At 47.8% G+C, this 20,463-nt stretch carries 18 protein-coding genes and 1 tRNA gene; 7 read left to right on the top strand and 12 right to left on the bottom strand.

Features of this window, described 5'->3' with window-relative positions:
* Positions 1 to 10: 10 nt before the first annotated feature.
* Together KIU71_RS10160 and KIU71_RS10155 are read right to left on the bottom strand one after the other, a co-directional pair.
* A complete protein-coding gene (locus KIU71_RS10160; protein ID WP_214131171.1) occupies positions 11 to 211 on the bottom strand; it encodes a CsbD family protein in 201 nt (66 codons plus the stop codon).
* 92 nt (positions 212 to 303) lie between these two features.
* On the bottom strand, positions 304 to 1,830 hold the full coding sequence (locus KIU71_RS10155) for an ATP-binding protein (RefSeq protein ID WP_250207431.1): 1,527 nt from the start codon (positions 1,828 to 1,830) through the stop codon (positions 304 to 306).
* Positions 1,831 to 2,136: 306 nt separating this feature from the next.
* Here KIU71_RS10155 and KIU71_RS10150 point away from each other — a divergent pair, with 306 nt between their 5' ends.
* The 3 genes from KIU71_RS10150 (at position 2,137) to KIU71_RS10140 (ending at position 4,307) form a co-directional block, all read left to right on the top strand.
* Positions 2,137 to 2,388 carry a hypothetical protein gene (locus KIU71_RS10150; RefSeq protein WP_214131170.1) on the top strand — a complete coding sequence of 84 codons (252 nt, stop codon included), beginning with the start codon at positions 2,137 to 2,139 and terminating at the stop codon, positions 2,386 to 2,388.
* Positions 2,389 to 2,727: 339 nt separating this feature from the next.
* On the top strand, positions 2,728 to 2,994 hold the full coding sequence (locus KIU71_RS10145) for an XRE family transcriptional regulator (RefSeq protein ID WP_214131169.1): 267 nt from the start codon (positions 2,728 to 2,730) through the stop codon (positions 2,992 to 2,994).
* On the top strand, positions 2,994 to 4,307 hold the full coding sequence (locus tag KIU71_RS10140; RefSeq protein ID WP_214131168.1) for a type II toxin-antitoxin system HipA family toxin: 1,314 nt from the start codon (positions 2,994 to 2,996) through the stop codon (positions 4,305 to 4,307). The genes KIU71_RS10145 and KIU71_RS10140 overlap by 1 nt, the downstream gene beginning before the upstream one ends.
* A 44-nt stretch (positions 4,308 to 4,351) precedes the next feature.
* On the opposite strand, the gene KIU71_RS10135 is transcribed toward KIU71_RS10140, so the two are convergent.
* Positions 4,352 to 4,428: transfer RNA gene (locus KIU71_RS10135), tRNA-Arg, on the bottom strand.
* 380 nt (positions 4,429 to 4,808) lie between these two features.
* Between KIU71_RS10135 and KIU71_RS10130 the strand changes: the two genes are divergently transcribed.
* Positions 4,809 to 5,171, top strand: a complete 363-nt coding sequence (locus tag KIU71_RS10130) for a c-type cytochrome (protein WP_214131389.1) — start codon at positions 4,809 to 4,811, stop codon at positions 5,169 to 5,171.
* Positions 5,172 to 5,229: 58 nt separating this feature from the next.
* Positions 5,230 to 7,836, top strand: a complete 2,607-nt coding sequence (locus tag KIU71_RS10125; RefSeq protein ID WP_214131167.1) for a sensor domain-containing diguanylate cyclase — start codon at positions 5,230 to 5,232, stop codon at positions 7,834 to 7,836.
* Here the strand turns inward: KIU71_RS10125 and rep are convergent.
* The gene (rep, locus tag KIU71_RS10120) at positions 7,826 to 9,838 is read right to left on the bottom strand and encodes a DNA helicase Rep (RefSeq protein ID WP_214131166.1); all 2,013 of its coding nucleotides are present in this window, start codon (positions 9,836 to 9,838) and stop codon (positions 7,826 to 7,828) included. The two genes, KIU71_RS10125 and rep, sit on opposite strands and share 11 nt — an antisense overlap.
* A gap of 166 nt (positions 9,839 to 10,004) precedes the next feature.
* On the opposite strand from rep, the gene ubiK reads away from it, so the two are divergent.
* The gene (gene ubiK / locus KIU71_RS10115) at positions 10,005 to 10,259 is read left to right on the top strand and encodes a ubiquinone biosynthesis accessory factor UbiK (protein ID WP_214131165.1); all 255 of its coding nucleotides are present in this window, start codon (positions 10,005 to 10,007) and stop codon (positions 10,257 to 10,259) included.
* A gap of 4 nt (positions 10,260 to 10,263) precedes the next feature.
* On the opposite strand, the gene KIU71_RS10110 is transcribed toward ubiK, so the two are convergent.
* From KIU71_RS10110 to KIU71_RS10100, 3 genes are read right to left on the bottom strand one after another with little or no spacing between them, the layout of a single operon-like run.
* A complete protein-coding gene (locus tag KIU71_RS10110; protein ID WP_214131164.1) occupies positions 10,264 to 12,216 on the bottom strand; it encodes a methyl-accepting chemotaxis protein in 1,953 nt (650 codons plus the stop codon).
* 25 nt (positions 12,217 to 12,241) lie between these two features.
* Positions 12,242 to 13,063, bottom strand: coding sequence for a 4-hydroxybenzoate octaprenyltransferase (gene ubiA / locus KIU71_RS10105; protein WP_214131388.1), 822 nt, complete (start codon positions 13,061 to 13,063; stop codon positions 12,242 to 12,244).
* Between the two features lie 40 nt (positions 13,064 to 13,103).
* Positions 13,104 to 13,667: a chorismate--pyruvate lyase family protein gene (locus KIU71_RS10100; RefSeq protein ID WP_214131163.1), complete on the bottom strand. Its 564-nt coding sequence runs from the start codon at positions 13,665 to 13,667 to the stop codon at positions 13,104 to 13,106.
* Positions 13,668 to 14,082: 415 nt separating this feature from the next.
* Between KIU71_RS10100 and KIU71_RS10095 the strand changes: the two genes are divergently transcribed.
* Positions 14,083 to 14,499, top strand: coding sequence for a flagellar basal body-associated protein FliL (locus KIU71_RS10095; protein ID WP_214131162.1), 417 nt, complete (start codon positions 14,083 to 14,085; stop codon positions 14,497 to 14,499).
* Here the strand turns inward: KIU71_RS10095 and glpG are convergent.
* The 5 genes from glpG to KIU71_RS10070 form a co-directional block, all read right to left on the bottom strand.
* Positions 14,477 to 15,352, bottom strand: a complete 876-nt coding sequence (gene glpG / locus KIU71_RS10090; protein ID WP_214131161.1) for a rhomboid family intramembrane serine protease GlpG — start codon at positions 15,350 to 15,352, stop codon at positions 14,477 to 14,479. The genes KIU71_RS10095 and glpG overlap by 23 nt on opposite strands.
* Positions 15,349 to 15,675: a thiosulfate sulfurtransferase GlpE gene (gene glpE / locus KIU71_RS10085; protein ID WP_214131160.1), complete on the bottom strand. Its 327-nt coding sequence runs from the start codon at positions 15,673 to 15,675 to the stop codon at positions 15,349 to 15,351. Before glpE ends, glpG begins: the two co-directional genes overlap by 4 nt.
* Positions 15,675 to 16,703, bottom strand: coding sequence for an L-threonine 3-dehydrogenase (gene tdh / locus KIU71_RS10080; protein ID WP_214131159.1), 1,029 nt, complete (start codon positions 16,701 to 16,703; stop codon positions 15,675 to 15,677). Before tdh ends, glpE begins: the two co-directional genes overlap by 1 nt.
* A complete protein-coding gene (locus KIU71_RS10075; protein WP_214131158.1) occupies positions 16,700 to 17,896 on the bottom strand; it encodes a glycine C-acetyltransferase in 1,197 nt (398 codons plus the stop codon). The genes tdh and KIU71_RS10075 overlap by 4 nt, the downstream gene beginning before the upstream one ends.
* A gap of 124 nt (positions 17,897 to 18,020) precedes the next feature.
* Positions 18,021 to 20,462, bottom strand: a complete 2,442-nt coding sequence (locus tag KIU71_RS10070; RefSeq protein ID WP_214131157.1) for a putative bifunctional diguanylate cyclase/phosphodiesterase — start codon at positions 20,460 to 20,462, stop codon at positions 18,021 to 18,023.
* Position 20,463: the final 1 nt, after the last annotated feature.

The raw sequence follows: 20,463 nt of genomic DNA, 5'->3' as shown, positions 1-20,463 counted from the left end.
TCGAACAGCGTTATGAATTGCTGTTGTAAAACTCGTCGACCTCACGCTCAGCTTCTTCCTTCGACTTTCCGTATTTCTCTTGTATTTTGCCAACTAATTCAGTGCGGCTGCCTTTCATTTTGTCTAACTCATCATCGGTTAGATCGCCCCACTTCTGCTGTGCTTTGCCTTTAAGTTGTTTCCAATTACCTTCAACTTGATCTTTATTCATAAATATCTCCTTGTCAGTTCAGGTTAGTGCCTCGCACTGCGTTCACAATGCAAAGCCACTCGCTCTTAGAAAAGCAATTGGTGTGCCATCGTTCAAGGAGTTGTGAATATAGCCAACAAAACTTTGCGCAAGGCATCATGGTCAATCGGTTTTGCGAGGTGATGATGCATACCTGCAGCTCTAGCCTTGTCGACATCGGGTTTAAGTACTGCAGCCGTCAAAGCAACGATCGGAACGTTAGGATGAGTTTGATGAATTTGAGTGGCAGCCTGAAAACCATCCATCTCTGGCATATGCAAATCCATAAACACCACATCAAAGTGAATGCGCTGACAGGCAGCAATAGCTTCTTTTCCGCCCGACACGATAGCCACCTTCAGGCCGTAGCGCATTAATATGTTTTTTGCGACGACCTGATTGATTTCGTTGTCGTCTACCACCAGTGCTCTTCCGTCAAACTGGTTCACCACATCTGTCATTCCGTCAACCTGATTCACAGGCTGCTCATTCGACGCCTGAAACGCTAGACAAAACGAGAACTCGCTACCAAGCGCATTACTGGTAAGACTATTTTCAAGAATAAGCCGTCCCCCCATATTTTCTACAAGGTTTCTGGCAATTTGCAGACCCAACCCAGTACCGCCGAATTGACGCGCCGTTGAGCCATCAGCTTGCGTGAAGGGAGAGAAGATTTCATCTCGGTGCTGTACCGGGATCCCTATGCCGGTATCAGCGACGGAGAAGCGTAACGTTTGCTGCTTTTCATCTTGCTCAACAACTGCAACGCTCAGCACCATGTTGCCGTGTTGCGTAAACTTGATGGCATTACTTATGAGATTACTCAGCACCTGAGAAAGTCGCATCGGGTCGCCTACAACCACAGGCCATACCGATTCAGATAAATGGATCTGCAGTTCGAGTGATTTTTGTGCTGCGGAAGAGACAAAAACGGCTTCGACATCTTCGAGCACCCGCTGAACCGAAAATGGCACATTTTCAATCACTAGCTTGCCAGCGGTCAATTTAGATGAATCCAGTATATCGTTCAGGATCCCCTGTAAAACTTGCCCTGAACGCATAACCTTCTCAAGATAGTCGCGTTGTGTATCAGACACCTCGGTTGCTAATGCGCTTTCTACCAGCCCCAGGATACCGTTCATCGGTGTGCGGATTTCATGCGACATTGTGGCGAGAAACTGTGTTTGGGTTTGATTTGCCTGCCGCGCACTGTGCAATGCTTCTTTCAGCGCGTCAGACTTATCCATGCTGTCGACAAGGGCTTTTTGGAGGTAGCGAACCAGCACCATGACCATGGCTGCGACCATGAAGTTAGTAATACACAACCTAAGCCAGATAGCGTAGTCAAAGGGAACCGGAGAAAGAGGCACTATTAGGGTTGAAAGCGTGATCGCTAGCACCGGTATGAGTCGCCAAGGCCCGCTAAGCAACATGATAGGAATGATGGTCGCAAGCGGTATCAGCGTAACGGGAACAATACCATTTAATAACACCAAAAACGGCACTAACGGCACCGAAAAAACGACCCATAGTTTGGCCAGCCATTTATTGTAGCGAGGCCTAGCTATCGCCAGCACAGATAAAACAAACCAGGACAGCATAAATGCCTAGGCAAACAGCGCATTTTCAGGTGTTGTGACGTAGATCACTAACCCTATAACTATGGAAAATCCGAGCAAAATGCGAAAACCGGCTTTACGTAACTGATTTTCTACGTAAGCTAAGTTTCCTCTAGCCTCAGGCATATAAACACTCATCGATGCAATATGACCATCAAAGTATAGGCATACTCTCCGAAAAATTTCTGCCCTTATTTCGATGCGATGACGCAATAACGCAACATGATTGCGTGGCGTAATGGGGTATCATTAGCAGCAAAAGGCATTTTAAAGGAGTACCTCCACAGCGTGGCAAAACCGAATAAAAAGGGCCCCACCCGCACGGTGCTTATCTCATGCGCGCAGTGCAAAGCGCCACTGTACAAATACCGCAAAGGTGGCAAAGGTGCGCTGGTGAAATGTTTTATCGAACGAATTGTAGAAGATTATACGAATCAGCCATGCGAGTGCCCTCAATGTCATCAGACCTTCGCGCGCGAAACACTGATCCGGGGAACACCTGCCTACAAGATGATTGGTGGGAAAGCACATATGAAGTGAGGGGCGGTGAGCACCATAGTTTAGCGCGTTGCCACATTCGAGCAACGCATGTCACTTTTATCCTTCATTAACGTGGCGAACTGACTCAAGCCGTGTGAATTCCATTTAAATCGGAGGCGTCTCGTTATGGGGATCCCACAACACCTGATAAGGACGTGAAGTTGACATCAATCAACAGCGTTGACCTGGTGAGATTAGAAAATTGACACTCTGACTAGGACTGGTTTTCTTATACACAAATCCGTATAAAATTGATTTATGCGATTTTCTGTATATAGTAACTTTATACAGGAATTAGCATATCTTAAATTTATACGCAAATCGGTATACGAGACTGACATGAAAATTAATACGCCTAAGGATCTTAGCGCCATTATCAAGGACAGTAGAAAAGTCAATGGATGGACTCAAGCTGATTTAGCAAAACGCATTGGTGTATATCAACGAGATATTTCTAACTGTGAAACCAAGCCTGAAAAAGTCTCGGTCGATATGCTCATCAAACTTTGTGCGTCACTAGACTTAGAGCTGAAGGTCGACAGCCTGTCCAAGGGTGAAGAATCCACGCTGACTACTCCACGCGCGAAAAAATCACTGAGATTCTGATGGGACGAAAATCACATACCCGCACACTCTTTTGCTCAATGAACGGGTTTCCTGTGGGTGAGTTGTATTTAAAAAATGGACGTTTGAGCTTTAAGTACGACCACGACTGGCTAGAGGTAGGGGGAGGCCGCGCTATCTCCCTAAGCCTGCCTATGCAGCGAGCTGAAATAAAGGGAGAAGCTGTACATGCTTACTTTGATAATTTGCTGCCGGATACAAGCGCTATCAGAGAGCACATAAAAGATCGCTTAGGAGCAGATAGTGCAAAGCCCTTCGATTTGTTAGACAAGGTTGGAAAAGATTGTGTGGGTGCGCTCACATTCACTCAAGCACCTGCAACAGGAGAAATGCTTCCGCTGTCGCTTACTCCATTATCTGAGGGTGAAGTCGCACAAATTATCAGAGACACTCGTTTTGAGAAAATGCTAGGTATGAACTCAGATGATGACTTCAGAATTTCGCTTGCTGGCGCGCAGGAGAAGACCGCTCTAACTCTATGGGAAGGAAGATGGTGCCGACCACATGGCTCAACGCCAACCACGCATATCTTAAAGCCGCCCATTCTTCATCACGAAAGCTTGGGAATAGACTTATCTTCGAGTGTAGACAACGAATGGTTCTGTCAGGTATTTATGAAAAACCTCGGTCTAGATGTCGCAGATTGTGAAATTGCGCAATTTGAAGACCAGAAGATATTGGTGGTGAAACGCTTTGATCGCAGAATTGAGGAAGAGTCTATTTTCCGGCTTCCCCAAGAGGATATGTGTCAAGCGCTCGGTAAAGTGAGTGGTTCAAAGTATGAGGAAAAGGGCGGCCCAGGTTCCCAGCAGATTATGAAGCTGCTGTCTGGTTCAAAAAACGCATACGAAGATAGACTCGAATTTTTGCGTGTACAAATCGTATTTTGGTTACTTGCTGCAATTGATGGGCATGCAAAGAACTTTAGCATTGCACTAGATCAGGATGGATATCGGCTCACTCCGTATTATGATGTGTTGAGCGCATATCCCTATTTCGGGCAAGGGAATATTCAGGCAAAGAAAATAAAGATGGCGATGAAAGTCCATAGTAAAAACACACATTACAAATGGAGTGAGATCATGCCACGGCACTGGCCAGAGCACGCAAAAAAGCAGGGGGTAGATGAGGAGCAAGCACTCGCCATCATGATTACTTTAAATGACACGGTAGAGACAGCGCTAAATACCACTCTGAAGCAAGCTAAAGAACTTTTTGATATGCATGTTGGGGAGGTAATAACCGAGCACACACTCAATTGCCTGAACAAAATGACAACTTTTCTAAACGGGTAGTACCCGATAGGACGACTCCGGGCATTCTGCCCAGCGAACCGTGCTGGCGCACCCGATAGGATTCGAACCTATGACCTTTGCCTCCGGAGGGCAACGCTCTATCCAGCTGAGCTACGGGTGCGTTGTATAGTGTTGTTTCTTCGTTCACTTCCGTGTGGCATGCTTCCAGTCAAATCATCCATGATTTGCCGTTCACGTCTTGTCGAGTGATGTTAAATCACTCGCCATCTCCTGCGGAGCACGACTTTCACCCAGCTGAGCTACGGGTGCTCGATAGCGGCGCTTATGATACGTGCCAAAAAAAGGCGCAGCAACCGATTTATCTGGGTTTATCGAGGATTATTCGGGTTTTTCTGCGTAAACTGGCGAATATCTCAACAGTAAACGGTTGTTCGATAATAAATTACCGCTATAATCGGAAAACTTTGATTGTAAGCTTTATTTATCGTTCGGCTGGAGTCTGTTGTGAAACTAAAAGTATGTATCGGTTTGTCTGCGCTAATGCTCAGTGCGCTGTCTATAAATGCTCAAGAAATGACGGACGAGGAAATAGCTGAGCGTATCAAGCCTTACGGTTCAGTGCATGTAGCAGGAGCGCAGGCGGCTGTCGCTGATGCTGGCCCTCGTTCGGGTGCTGACATCTATAATCAAGCGTGCGTAGCTTGCCATGGTTCAGGCGTTTTGGGCGCTCCTAAGAATCAAGTTGCCGCTGACTGGCAACCTCGCCTGGACGAAAAAGGGTTTGACGGTATTTGGGAAAATGCCATTAATGGGATTAACGCCATGCCGCCCATGGGAACCTGTGGCGACTGCTCTAATGACGATATTAAAGTAGCGATTGAATATATGCTTGAAGGTATTTAACCACTCTCCGTTATTTGCTTTACACGTCATGGATAGCGCGCGGCCACAATGAGGTAGTATGTCAACCGACACGTCGAAAGTTGAATTATCCGAAGAGGAGCTGCGCGAGCTCATCCCTCAGTTACAGCAGCTAACTGAGCAATACAAGCGCGCCGAGCGCGTTCAAAAAGCACTCTTTGATATTTCAGAGCTGTCCAGCTCCGTCAGCGATCTCAATAGTCTTTACCGATCCATTCATGAAATCGTGGGTGATTTCATGAATGCCGACAACTTTTTCGTTGCTTTTTATGAGCGCGATGAAGGCATGATTGACTTCGTTTATTTTGTCGATGAATTCGACGAGCAAACCGTGAAGCAAATTCCCGCTGAAGAACTGAGTGGCGGGATAACTGGGTTTATTTTGCGCAGCGGCGAGCATCTCCAATTCGGCCGGCACAATGCCAAAGAAGTTTTAGAACCCAAAGGCATTAAGGTCATGGGTTCATTGCCCGTCGATTTTATCGGCGTGCCGCTAAAACGCGGTAATCAGGTGATCGGTGCGATGGTAGTGCAGACTTACGATGAAAGCGTGCGCTACAGTGCTGAAAATCTGGAAGTGTTATCGTTTGTTTCGCAGCATATCGTAACCACTGTCGATCGGGTGAAAAGCCGTGAATTGACGGAAAGAACCATCCGCGAGCGCACGAAGCAACTGCGTAAAATGAACGACGAGTTGCAGGACGAAATACTGGAGCGACAAAAAGTTGAATCGTTACAACAGGCGTTATTCGAAATCAGTGAAGTCGCCGCGAATCTCGATGACGATATGGACTCGTTCTACGTCAATCTGCACAGTATATTGTCGCGCCTGATCAGCTCTCCCAACTGCTACGTCGCCATTCTGGATGAATCCAAAGAACATTTGAAATTCCCCTATTTTAGCGATGAAGAGTCAGAGGCTCCGTCGCAGCGGCCACTTGGCTATGGGTTAACTGAGCTGGTATTGCGCACGGGGCAGGCTGAATTGGTCAACCCTTCCCGTGTCGTGGAGCTGGTTGAATCCGGTGAATTGGATGTGACCGTAGCGCAAAATATGTTGACTAAGTCCAACTCGTGGCTGGGTTCACCGCTCGTGGTAGAAGGCGAAATTTCGGGTGTAATCGCTGTACAGACCTACGGCAAAAGTAATAAATATACCTCGCGTGATTTGGAATTGCTGCGCTATGTGTCACACCATATTGCGGTTGCGATGGAGCGAAAACGCCAATCCGAAGCGATACAGGATTACACGCAGCAGCTCAGCCAACGGGTTGAGGCGCGCACCGCTGAACTGAATCGAGCTAACGACATCTTGAAGAAGCAAATCGATCAGCGCAAAGAAATTGAGCTTAAGCTGATCCATGACGCACATCACGATGAACTTACCGACTTACCCAATCGCACGATGTTTACCAGCCGCTTAGAATTGGCACTGGCCAATAAGCGACGCCATCCATCTAACAACTTTGCGGTGCTGTTTATCGATTTGGACAGGTTCAAAGTGATCAACGACACCTTGGGTCATCATGCTGGTGATCAGTTCTTAATTGAAGTGGCACGCCGCATCGGTACATGTATTCGCGGACATGATTTGTTGGCGCGCTTAGGCGGTGATGAGTTCGTTATTTTACTTGATAACTTCGACTCTTTATCCGATGTAGAAGAGGTCGCAGGTCGTGTCATTGACTCAGTTGCAGAACCGTTTCTATTAGAACAAAAAGAAATGTACTCGGGTGCAAGCATTGGTATTGCACACTTGGATATAACATACCAAACCGCTGATGAAATCGTGCGTGATGCCGATGCAGCCATGTACCAAGCCAAGCAACAGGGGCGTGGCCGTTACGTCATGTTCGATAAAAGCATGCGCGAACGTTTGCTTGAAGAACTGGAGCTGGAAAACGAATTTCGCAGGGCGCTGCGCGAGTCAGAATTTGAATGTTATGTACAACCTTCTGTCAGCCTAGAGTCGAAAACACCGATGTACTTTGAATGTTACGTGCGTTGGGAGCACCCTACCTTGGGAAAAGTGAAGCGCGAGCAGTTCTGGCAAATTGCGGAGCAAAGTGGGTTAACCCTTGAACTGGACAACTACATGCTGGAACAGGCCTGCGCTCAGATCAAGCGATGGGAGCAAAGCGAGGGCCCAGAGAAAGACTACAAAATTGCCATCAATATGTCGATTAATCACGTGATCCAGGGAAACTTGGTGACACGCTTACTGGAATTCATTGAAGCGCAGGGTGTGTCCTCCGAAAAGCTTGTGTTTGAGTTTGATGAAAATGACTTAAATCGACGCTCTCAATTTATTCTGCCAGCCATTAAAAAGCTCCGCCGGGCTGGCATATCGCTGGTCTTAGACAATTTCGGCAGTGGTCTGGCGTCACTGAGCTATTTATTCTCATATCCGTTTGATTACGTCAAAGTGGATCACCGTTTCGTTAAGTCATTGCCTCGCTCGCAACGCAACCAAAAGCTGATCCAATCGATTATGTTGATCAGTGAGCATCTGCGTTTTTCAGTCATCGCTGAGGGTGTTGAAACCGAGCAGCAATTTAATACTCTTGAAGATTTAGGCTGTAAGTTTGGTCAGGGTAAGTTTTTATGGCCGTCTGAAAAGCTTCAAATCACGAGCACTATCGGTTAAGCATCGTCCTGATATTGGCAATGCTACTTTCACTTTTTTTCTGACGTTCTTCCTGAGTGACAGGCTTCTTATTAAACTCCCACTCCACATCATCTTGCGGCAACTCATGCAGAAAGCGGCTGGGTTCCGGGTTAATGGTTTCCCCATACTGCCGACGCTCACGGGCAATACTAAAGACCAAACTTTGTTGAGCGCGTGTTATCCCAACGTAGGCTAAGCGTCGCTCTTCATCAATGTTGTCTTCATCAATGCTGGATTGATGAGGGAGTAAGCCCTCTTCCATGCCGACCATAAACACATGGGGAAACTCTAGCCCTTTGGATGCATGCAACGTCATCAATTGTACCTGATGGCTTTCACCATCTTCTTCACCACGCTCCATCATGTCACGCAGGATAAACCGATTGACCGCTTCCTGTAATGTCACCGGCGATTCAAGCTCACTACCTTCTACCATGCCCTTTAGCCAGCCATACAGTGTACTGATGTTGGCCATTGCCATTTCGGCCGCTTTAGGGCTGGTACTGTGTTCGTACAACCACTCTTCATAACCCATGGTCTTAATCATCTCGCCGACCGCAGCCAGAGTATCGCCTCGCGATGCGTTGTCGGATAGTGTGACTAACCAGCGGGAAAAATCCTGTACTGCGTGTAAGCCGCTGCCAGATAACGTAGACGTTAGGCCTTGCTCACAACAGGCCGCAAACAAAGACAGGCTGTGCTGATTAGCATAGTTACCCACTTTTTCTAAGGTTGCCCTGCCAATGCCACGATTGGGCACATTGATGACGCGCAGAAGCGCATTGTCGTCGTCTGCATTCACCAGTAAGCGTAAATACGCCATCATATCTTTGATTTCAGCTCGTCCGAAGAAAGACATACCGCCGCTGATTTTGTAGGGGATCCGGTTGCTCATCAGCAGCTTTTCAAACACCCGGCTTTGGTGGTTGCCGCGATAGAGGATCGCATAATCTTTGTACGACGTTGCATTCATAAATTTGTGTGCTAGCAGTTCAGCCACAACGCGCTCAGCTTCATGTTCCTCGTTTTTAGCGATGATCACGCGCAACGCATCCCCGTAACCCAATTCAGAAAATAAGCGCTTTTCGAACACGTGCGGATTATTCTGAATGAGAATGTTGGCACTATGCAGAATTCGCCCTGAAGATCGGTAATTCTGTTCCAGCTTGATGACTTTGAGTTTTGGAAAATGCTCCTGCAATAGCACCAGATTCTGAGGCCGAGCGCCACGCCACGAGTAAATGCTTTGATCATCATCGCCCACCACGGTGAAACGCGCTCGCTCACCCACCAGCAATCTGACCAGCTCATATTGACTGGTATTGGTGTCCTGATATTCGTCGACCAGTAGATATCGCAACTTAGCTTGCCACTTTTGTCGGACATCTTCGTTACCACGAAGCAATAAGGTGGGCATGAGTATTAGGTCGTCAAAATCGAGTGCGTTATACGCTCTTAAGTGATTCTGATATTGTTGATAATAGGCAACCAATTGCTGTTCACCGGGCGACTGCGCATGCCGACTGAGCGATTCAGGCAAGAGCAAGTCATTTTTCCAGTTCGAAATACAGGTTTGCAGTAGCTTGAGCTGATCTTTATCACCGTCGTACTCGTCGTGGGTGAGATCCTTCAGTAGCGCCAAACTGTCTTTATCATCAAACAGTGAAAACCCTGCCTTTAAGCCCAGCGATGTCACGTGTTTCTTGATGATCGTAAGCCCCAATGTGTGGAACGTAGACACCATCAGACCGCGCACTTCTCTCTTGCCCAACGTTTGCGCCACGCGTTCTTTCATCTCGCGCGCGGCTTTGTTAGTGAAAGTCACAGCAGCAATCTGTCGCGCTGGCATTTCGCACTCGCGCACCAAATAAGCAATCTTATTCGTGATAACCCGCGTTTTACCACTGCCCGCACCGGCCAGCACCAAGCATGGGCCAGAGATATAGGTGACAGCGGTTTGTTGAGCGGGATTTAACTGCATAATCTCGAATCGAATGTCGGCAAAAATAAAGGCGCTAGTTTACCCGACTTTTAGTGTTTGTGAGTTAAATTCATGGTTAATCATTGCAAGTCCGTCATGCCGGTTTACACTATAGCCATCCGCGGTGCTAGGCGGGCCGCACTCAACGCTGATTAAAGGATCCAACATGCTTGACCCGAAAAAACTTGAAGATATTGCAAAACAAATCGCCGACTCTGTGCCTCCCGGAGTTAAAAGCATGGCGGAGGGTGCCGAACAACGTATCAAACAAATTTTGCAATCGCAGCTGTCAAAGTTAGATTTAGTCACACGAGAAGAGTTTGACGTACAGACCCAAGTACTGATCCGTACTCGTGAAAAGCTTGAGGCCTTAGAAGCGCGCGTTGACGCGCTAGAAGCAAATGACGCAACGTCGAAATAACGGATTAGCGGGCAGCGCGCGTGCCCTTTTGTAAAGCCGAAAGCTCCTGCTCTAACGTTTTTACAACGGACAGCAGTTGCTCCGCCGAATTATCGGTTTGTTCCGCTCCCCCTTTAGCTGCCTGACTGATGGCAGCAATTGACTCAACCTGATCAGCCACCGCCTGTGTCACATTGCTTTGCTCTGTCGCTGATTGCGATATTTCAGTGTTCATCTTATTGATGGTGCTAACCACTTCACTGATCCGTTTTAACGCTTTGCCGACCACTTCGGCCTCTGTCACACTGAGGTTCATTTGTTCCCGGCTCTGTTCCATGCTTTGGTAAGTTTCACTGGTGGCCTGCTGTAGGCGAGTAATAATGTCATGAATCTGATTTGTCTGCGCCTGCGTGCGCTGCGCTAAAGTGCGCACTTCATCCGCCACCACAGCGAACCCTCGCCCCTGTTCGCCAGCCCGCGCCGCCTCGATCGCCGCATTCAACGCCAACAAGTTGGTTTGCTCGGCAATTTCGTTGATGGCACTAGACACCTGACCTATATCCTTGCTGTCTTCTACCAATCGGTTGAGCGCAGTTTGTGAACGTGATGACTCAGTTTGCATCTCCTGCATTACTGATTGTAGGCGGCCCAACAGAATTAAGCTCTGATGAGCTTCTTTTTCCGCCTCAATCGAAGACTGAGAGGCCGTTTCAGAGTTATTATCAACCTTACTGGCGACTTCGGTCAGCATACCCATTGACTCAGAAATACGAGCTGTTTCCTGTTGTTGCTGGTGTACACCGTCGATCGTCTGCGTAGTAATTGTTTTTAAACTGGCAGCCGAGCCACTCAATGTAGTAGCGGCCTCACTCAAGCGCTTGACCAGCTGCTCCAAATTACTGGTCATGGAATTCAAATCTGTTGCAATGGCGCGCATTTCGTCTTTCGTACACACTTTGACCCGTGTTGATAAATCACCACCTGCAATTGCATGAACCGCGTTTACCACACGAGCCACCGTGTCAGTGACCGAAAAATACATACCGAGAAACAGATAAAACGCCAGCAAAACAGCAACGATGGCCACACTAATCACAAGCCGATTTTTAAAGGTGGCATCGTTGATGCGGTCATCCAGTAAGGTTGCCAGTGCCGGCTGAGCTTGCTTAGCAAATTCTGCTATCGCGCTGCTGGAGTTTAAGCTAGCGGTGGTAAAGTTACTTGTATTGGTTGCGAAGCTGTCTGGGTCAAGAATTTCAAGGCTCACTGTGTTGTGATATTGCACAAGTTGCTCTTGTAAACGAGCCCAAGGGTTGGCCAGCGCGGCCCTAACGCTTGTATTCTCAGCCAGCGCAACGCGCACAGAACGGTCGACATTTTCAATAAACAACGGAAGTTTTTGATTGGCGTTGGATAAACCAATATAGGTGTCAGGCGTAAAACTGCCGGTTACCAGCACCTGCCGACCCAGCGTTGCGGTGCTGACTAATTGCTCTTGCAACTGCGGAACAGTATTCACTAGCGTAGTGATCAAATAGCTGCTATCAAGTGACTGATCGAGCTCCAAATTGGTTTGATCGGCCACTGTCTGCATCAAACTGCTCAGTACACTCTGTGCATCGTTTGGTTGATCTTTAATCGCTGTTCGGTAACGAGCCAGCGCCTCAGCAATCCGCTTTTGACTCACTTCGGGCAAAGAGTGAGTGTCTAATTGTACAGCGTTAGTGAGTGGAGTTCCTCTGATCGCAGCCGTGGCGATAGCAAGCTGTTCTTTTTGAAGGGTTGCTATTATTGACAGGCCCACTTTTTCGGTTTCGCTGAACTCAATATCGCGACTGTACTCACGTTGCAGTAGGATGAGGCTGAGCAAAAGTGGGATAAGGAAGATAATACTGACGAGCGTGAATTTGGTTGAAAAACGCAGATTTGACATGACGCTTTGCGCAGGGCTACTCAACGATGCAATGACGCCAGGCATATTGTTTTCCTCTTAAAAAGTTCACCTACAGCCAGTAATGTAATCCAATACCGAGTGTTATAAGCAAACCGACATAGTGATTATTTAAAAATGCGTTAAAGCACGCTTCTCGTTCTCGCTGTCGCGTTCTGATCTGCTGCCGTATCAACAATATAGCTGAAAATACTACGCACAGATAAAAACTCAGCGAAAAGTGCAGTATCCACCCCACGTAACAAAGCAGCGCAATAAACGCTGTTTGCAGAAGGGAAATAATGATCCAGTCATACTGACCGAATAAAATGGCGGTTGATTTCACGCCAATGCGCACGTCGTCATCACGGTCGACCATGGCATACTGAGTGTCGTACGCTACGGTCCACAATAGGTTCGCGCTATAGAGCCACCACACCCAAGCGGGGATCTCATTCAAAATTGCCATGGCCGCCATCGGCATCGACCAGCTAAACGCCGCACCCAGCACAACTTGCGGAAGGTGCGTGTAACGCTTCATCAATGGATAGACTGCAGCAAGCAGCAAAGCAACGAACGATAGTAGAATGGTGTTGAGATTTAACGTGAGCACCAGTGCAAATGCGGCCAACACTAACCCCACAAACAACCACAGTGCCTGCGATAATGTAACCGCCCCCGAAACAAGAGGGCGCTGAGCGGTGCGCTTTACTTGTCCATCAACGCGCCTGTCCGCAATATCGTTGATCACACACCCTGCAGAGCGCATAACCACAACACCCAGCGCAAATACAATCGAAATGTGTAGACTGGGCTCACCCTGGGCAGCAATCAATATTGCCCAGAATGTCGGCCAAAGTAACAGATAAATACCGATGGGCTTGTCGGCGCGCATCAGTTGCCACAATCCAAACAGTGTCGATCGTTTAGGTAAGTTAACGCTCACTGACACTGACCTCGCTGAATTGATAAGCTGGCGCGCTTGGAAGAAACCATTCAGCTACCGACAATTTATGCGCTGAAAAGCTAAATACGGAACGGCGACCATAAACCTGACAAAGGTTGTCGTTATCACTGTGGCTTGTATCGCTCAAGTGGATTGCCAAACGTGCTTTTAATGCCGTATAAGGAGTAGCGCATAGCGCAAAATCGCCGCGTTTAAAGCGCGGATCGTTAAAAATACGCTTGCCTAGCGGCTGGTTACCCAGATTAATCAGCTCGCCCTGATTTATCGCGCGCGGAATGACTGAGCGCGCAAACACCCAAGGTACACCATCGCCAAGCAGCATCACTTCACGAATAAAAAACGGGCTATCGTGACGATTCAATAAGCCAGATTCCGTTCCGCTAGGTGTAGCTTCAGCATGAAACAACACTTTCACATCCAACTGGCGACACTGGCTCTGTAAGCGCTCGGTTAGCGAACCAGTATCAAGTAGCCAGTTTGCGAGCGTCGCGTCCTCTAACGTAAACGTATGTGGCGGATGCCAGCTACCCATTGGAGGTTGATTAATTATTTCGCTACTGTGATTCATTCAAAAGACAAGACATTGGTAATTTAGAGAAAGAGTTTGCTGCCGATAATCATACCATTGAGCGCAAATAAATAGCTATTTAGGCGCTTTTATTCCGCACAATTCACAGTACAGTTTGATAAACTAATTTGGACTTGGGATAAGACGATCCGCACAGCTTTGAGTTTACTGCTAACGTTAATCGACGTTATCCAGTAGTGGCCTCAATCTTAAGATCAAGGTGCTCAAATTAAGAAACAATGGGTACTTTCAAGCGTAAGCGCTGCTGGACGAATCTGTTTATCCCGAGTTTAGGTTAAATAAGTGCGCTTGGAAGCATGTTTTTTAGCCAACGCTAAGCCCATTAATCATTGAGGTGACTATGTTTCGATGCCGTTTTATGCCCAAGCAGTTATTGATATCAGTGCGCTGTTTTCTAGCAGCGTGGATAGTGGTGATTGCATCGTGGCCATCTCATGCCCAGCAAACCGAATACGCCTATATTGGTTTAGAGCCAGACATTATCACCAACTACTTGAGCGGCAATGCGCGAACACTAGGCTACGTGCGCGTTACGGTGGAGTTGATGCTGGACGACGCAGATAACCTAGAAATCGTGGAACACCATATGCCATTGATGCGCGCACTGGTGATTGAGGTTTTCGGCCGCCAACCTGAAGATAAGGTAAAGTCGCTGACTGGCCGCGAAGATATCCGCCGCACTATCTTGCAAATGCTACAGGAAAGGCTGCAAGCGGAAACCGGCAACCCGATTATCAAAGATGTTATTTTTACTAAATATCTTTATCAGGGGTAATCTCTGATACACGTTGTTGCGGTTTAAGCTGTGCAACGATAAATGCCCCGATACAACCACTGAATAGACCAACCGTATGCGCGGTATTGGCCATCGATATCCACAACACGTCAGCATACCCAATGACCAACCAAACCAACAAAAAGCCGATAACTGGCTTGGGTAAGTTAATACCCCATTGAGGGCGCAACCACCCTAACCACCATACAAATCCCACTAGCGCGTACACAACACCTGACAAACCGCCAAAGTTGGCGCCGCTTACCCACAGCTGAGCGACATTGGAAAACACACTGGACAGAATAAACACAATAAATAGCGTACTAAAGCCGAGCCGACGCTCTATCTGCGAACCCAGCATTAGCCACCACAGCAGGTTAAACACCAGATGCAGCGCAGAAAAGTGGATGAAATCAGGTGAGATGAGTCGCCACCATTGATTAGACTCAGCGATAGCGTGCAGTGGTTGAATAAAAAACCATTGCTGTATGCCCGCAAAGAATCCCAGCATGGTCGCAACAAAGACGCTGACACAGACAATACCCACCAGCGCAGTAAACGGTGTCTTCAAGAGCTTAGCCGGTTGCAAATGCCCTAAACCCAAATCGACTGGCTGACGCGCCTGCTCACCAACGAGCCACGCGTCCTGCTGATATTGCGGAGACGTCGGATTTTCGATAAACGCTTCAGTGAGTTCCACCGCGCGTTTTACGTGAACTAAGTCGTGCAGCACAACCGCATGACGCTCCGACGCTACCCACTTATAGTGAGCGGGTATCCCGTGCGCGTTGAGGTGAGAGGTTAAAAGCCGCGCAGCGGACTCCTGATTAAATTGGATCAGCTCTTGGCTCAATCTGCCGCGCCTGTTTCAAACGGAAAAGACTGTTTCCAGGCTTCAAAACCCCCGTCCATACTATAAACTTCTTCATAGCCCTGATGAATAAGAAACTGCGCAGCCTGCTGGCTGCTGATACCGTGATAACACACAACAATAACCGGCTTATCGAAATCGGTACGCTGAGTAAAATCATGTAATGAGCCGTTCGTGAGGTGATATGCGCCGGGCATGTGCCCAGCCGCAAAGGACTGTTCATCGCGAATATCCACAATAGCCGCCTGACTATTCTGCATCATCTGTTCAGTCTTATTCACATCGATATGCGCGAATTCCGTCATTATTTACCCCAGTTCAAAATCACTTTACCGGATTGGCCTGAGCCCATGGTATCAAAACCCTGTTGGAAATCATCGACATCAAATTGATGTGTAATAATTGGCGATAGGTCCAGCCCACTTTGCAGCAAACTTGCCATTTTGTACCAGGTTTCAAACATTTCACGACCATACACTCCTTTGATCATGAGTCCTTTGAAGATCACTTGATTCCAGTCAATTGCAACATCGCCTGGGGGAATGCCTAGCATGGCTATCTTTCCGCCGTTATTCATGCGCTGTAACATGGTATGTAACGCGGAAGGGACGCCCGACATTTCCAGTCCAACATCAAAGCCTTCTGTCATCCCTAGCTCGTCCATCACGGTTTTCAAATCTTCTTCTGACACGTTGACAGCGCGTGTCGCGCCCATCTTTTTAGCTAATGCTAAGCGGTAGGGATTAACATCTGTGATCACTACATAGCGCGCTCCCACATGCTTTGCGACTGCTGCCGCCATGATGCCGATGGGTCCAGCGCCGGTGATCAGCACATCCTCTCCAACCAGGTCAAAACTAAGCGCGGTATGCACTGCATTCCCAAAGGGATCAAAAATGGCAGCCAGATCATCACTGATGTTATGCGGGATTTTAAACGCATTGAACGCAGGAATAACCAGATACTCGGCAAACGCGCCCTGACGATTCACACCAACGCCTTGGGTGTTGCGGCATAAATGGCGGCGCCCGGCACGGCAATTGCGACAATACCCGCACGTGATATGACCCTCACCGGAAACACGGTCACCTTTTTTGAAGCCTTGCACTTCGCTGCCCATATCGACCACTTCGCCCACATACTCGTGACCGACAATCATCGGCACCGGAATAGTCTTCTGCGACCAATCATCCCATTGATAGATGTGCATATCGGTGCCGCAGATGGCGGTTTTTCGGATTTTAATTAATAAATCGTTATGCCCCACGGGTGGCATTGGGTTATCGACTAACCAGATACCCTTTTCGGCATGTTGTTTTGCAAGCGACTTCATTGAAGCACTCCTAATGAGCGACCAACCTCAATGAACGCATCGACCGCTTTGTCGACGTGTTCAATGGAGTGCGCTGCAGACATTTGTGTACGAATACGCGCCTGACCTTTCGGCACCACTGGAAATGAGAATCCAATCACGTAAATTCCTTTTTCCAGCAACTGGTCAGCCATATCGCTAGCCAGCTTAGCGTCGCCAAGCATAACTGGGATAATCGCGTGGTCTTTACCCGACAAGGTAAAACCAGCATCTTCCATACGCTGACGAAAATGTGCGGCATTGCGTTTGACCGCTGCGCGTAAATCGGCTCCCTGTTCCATCATGTCAAACACCTTGAGCGATGCTGATACAATTGGTGGCGCAACTGAATTGGAAAACAGATAGGGGCGTGACCGCTGGCGTAGCCACTCGACCACCTCTTTTTTACCCGACGTGAATCCGCCCGAGGCTCCGCCCAGCGCCTTACCCAATGTGCCGGTAATGATATCCACGCGGCCCATCACTTCACAGTATTCATGGCTGCCACGACCTTGTTCTCCAACAAACCCGGTAGCATGACAGTCGTCCACCATCACCATTGCGCCGTACTTTTCAGCCAGATCGCACACGCCTTTCAAATTCGCAATCACGCCATCCATCGAAAAAACACCGTCGGTCGCAATTAACTTGTGCCGGGCACCATCGGCAACAGCTTTCTTCAGCTGTTCTTCAAGTGCAGTCATATCATTACTCGCGTAACGGTAGCGTTTTGCCTTACTTAACCGGACGCCGTCAATGATGCTGGCGTGATTCAGCGCGTCGGAAATGATCGCGTCTTCTGGATCAAGAATAGTCTCAAATAAACCACCATTGGCATCGAAGCAAGACGGGTAAAGTATGGTGTCTTCCATGCCCAAAAAGTCACTGATTTTTTGTTCTAGCTGCTTGTGAATGTCTTGCGTTCCACAAATGAAGCGCACTGACGCAACCCCAAACCCGTGTGAATCTAAACCGGCTTTTGCCGCCGCAATCAAATCAGGATGATTAGCTAACCCCAAATAATTATTGGCGCAAAAATTGATTACGCTTTCGCCGCCAGATACCCGTATATCGGCTTGCTGTTGCGTGTTGATGACGCGCTCTTTTTTATACAGGCCGTCGTTTTTTACGGTCTCAATTTGCTGGCTGAGATGCGCCAAAAATGCATTAGACATTGCTACCTCCGGTGGGTGAGATGACATAATAATAAACCTAAGGGAGGTCGTACAGTAAAGTACGTTCGATTGACAGAGTTAATTGTTGAGTTTCTCGAACACTAAGTTGGTTAGAGCAATACGTTTAGCTTACGTTAGAGATTTTCCACACACCGTCATGGCAATTTTCCAGCAAGGTTTGCCACAAGTCTTTTTCGCTAATGGGCCGAGAGATAAAATACCCTTGACCGAGATGACACTCAAAATGACATAGCAGTTCGTACTGCGCGTAGGACTCAATTCCCTCCGCGACTACCGTGACACCTAAGCCTTTAACCATGGAAATCGCCGAAAAAACGATATTCCGGTCGCTTTGGTCATCAAGCATCCCGCTAACAAACGACTGATCAATTTTGACCACATCGGCAGGCATCGCTTTTAAGTAGCTCAGCGATGAATAGCCAGTGCCAAAATCATCAATGGCAATTCGACAGCCGAGCGCTCGCACCTCGTTCATCACTTCACAGGCCCGCGCTAAATCCTCAACCAGACTGGTTTCCGTTAATTCCAGCTCGATGCGTTCAGGCGCGAGGTTATAATGGCGCAATTGCTGCTCAAGATAGTCAACTAAGTTATTGTCTAGAAACTGCTTAGCCGAGACATTAATTGCCATGCCTATATCGTTATATCCATTCAGTGATAACTCTGCCAACAGTGACATCGACCGCGCTATAACCCAATAGTCAAGCTGCATCATCAGCGAAGTTTTCTCTAACACAGGAATAAACTCGGCTGGCGAGACCGCACCTTTCTCTGGGTGATTCCAGCGGATAAGAGCTTCGAAACCCACTAAGGTACCGCTGCGCAAATCGACCTTTGGCTGGAGTGCTAAATAAAACTGATCTTCTTTGAGTGCCACCCGCGCTTCATTTTCAAGCTCTACACGTCGCTGCAACTTAGAATTCATGGCCGAATCATAGGTTTTGAACGCAGACTGCGACACGGACTTGGCTTCATACATAGCAATGTCGGCGTGACGTAAAAGTTCAGCGGCGGTTATATCAACGTGGTCGGTTAATGCGACGCCAATACTCACATTGATGAAAAAAGTGAACTCTTTAACCTCAAACGGCCTGGTAAAGCTTTCAATAATCTTTTCTGCGACCTGCTCAGCATCTTTTTGCTCTGCGATATCAGGCAGTAAAATACCGTATTCATCGCCGCCGAAACGCGCAGCAATATCGGTTTCACGCAATTGAAACGTAATTCTTTTGGCGACTTTTTTCAGTAATCGGTCGCCGATACTGTGGCCGTGGGTGTCGTTAATACGCTTAAAATCATCAATATCCATAAACATAAAAGCAACAGCACCTTCGGCACGCTTTAAAAGCGCGATGTGTTTATCTAACTGAAACATCAGCATGCTGCGGTTTGGTAAACCGGTTAACGCATCAAACATGGCCATTTTTTCAAGCTGAACCTGATCCTGATGGGATTGTCTGTTGAGTTTCTCCAGATTACGGCCCAATGATTCGGCTGCATGTTCTAATTGGTCCAGCTCATCTTCGAACCAGATAGATTTAGGCATGCTCAACTCTCTGAATTCATCAAAGCGATTTTCAGCTAACAACGGGAGTCGTTCAGTCAGATTTTCTAACTTGCGCCGATAACTGCGCAGCAACAGCACCACCAGTAGAATAAAACACCCACTCAATAGCACCGCGCCACTGATAACTACAACGTAATAGTTGCGCAACGCAAAATAACGCTCACTGATATCGGTCACCGTCAGAATGTAACGATTGTTGTTAAATTGCTGGCTTACCGGGATCAAGTTAAGCAACAAGGCTTCGTCATCTGTGGTTACCACATGCCCATACTGATAGAGACTCTGCATATCCAAGCTTGCAGGAATGCTCTCAATCAACGCGGTAAATCGCTGTAAGTTGCTTGCCGTTAATACGCCTTCAATGTGAAGTAGTGCCTGCGTGTCTGCTTCGCTGCGCTCCTTGACAGAAACTACAGCCACGCGGGCGTCAGCAGACATGGCGAAGGTGGCCAACAGTTCTGACAATGGATATTCCACACCGATTATTGCAGTTTGCCCCGCTTGGTTTGTCATCACGGGCACACCGAGAAAATGCGCACACCGTGGCAAGCAAAAAACGCGGCCGGTAGGTCGTTGTAGCTGAGAAACGTTATTCTTGAAGAAGGTCTGTGCGCTTGTCGGCAATACGGCAGTCTCAAACGATACGTCGCCGGTATCCTCAACCAACCAGATGTTGTCCACCTGCCATCGCATTTGCAACATATCGAAGCGATCAAAAAGGTCCTGTTGGATACTGGAACTTTCTCCGTCGTACACGTCACCCGCAAAGCTCTCGATATACCCAGTGATCCGCTCACTGATGAAATTATTAAACAATTGGTATTGTTTATAGTATTGCGATTGAATGCGCTGTTGTTGGTTGGTGAGTTCCTGATTAGCACCGTTGATCAGTAAACTCGACAGGGCGATACTGAACACGATTAACAAAGATATCAACACAATAACCAGCTTCTGTGCAATACTCAGCCGCTTGGTCATT

The sequence above is a fragment of the Alteromonas oceanisediminis genome, assembly GCF_018474025.1.
Lineage (GTDB): Bacteria > Pseudomonadota > Gammaproteobacteria > Enterobacterales > Alteromonadaceae > Alteromonas_E > Alteromonas_E oceanisediminis.
This window is presented reverse-complemented; position numbering and strand designations above follow the sequence as displayed.